At 49.1% G+C, this 224-nt stretch carries 1 pseudogene; it reads left to right on the top strand.

Annotated elements, in window-relative coordinates:
- Window positions 1–172: pseudogene (locus tag FDX22_RS31860) on the top strand (molybdopterin-guanine dinucleotide biosynthesis protein B); the annotation flags it as partial.
- Window positions 173–224: the final 52 nt, after the last annotated feature.

The raw sequence follows: 224 nt of genomic DNA on the forward strand, positions 1-224 counted from the left end.
TAAGATCCTACTTTTCCGCGAAGGCTGCGGGCATAGTCCTGAGGAATTGGTGATGGACGACTATGTGATAGCGGTTGCCAGTGACGTTCCTCTGGCGGTGGATGTTCCATTGTTAGATATCAACAACATACAGCAAGTAGCTGATTTTGTTACGCAATGGGCCAGAAGATAACTGCGATGTCGTGATCTGCCTGATGCGCTGCGCTTATCAGGCCTGCACAATA

It is taken from the genome of Citrobacter sp. TBCS-14 (assembly GCF_005280805.1).
Lineage (GTDB): Bacteria > Pseudomonadota > Gammaproteobacteria > Enterobacterales > Enterobacteriaceae > Citrobacter > Citrobacter gillenii.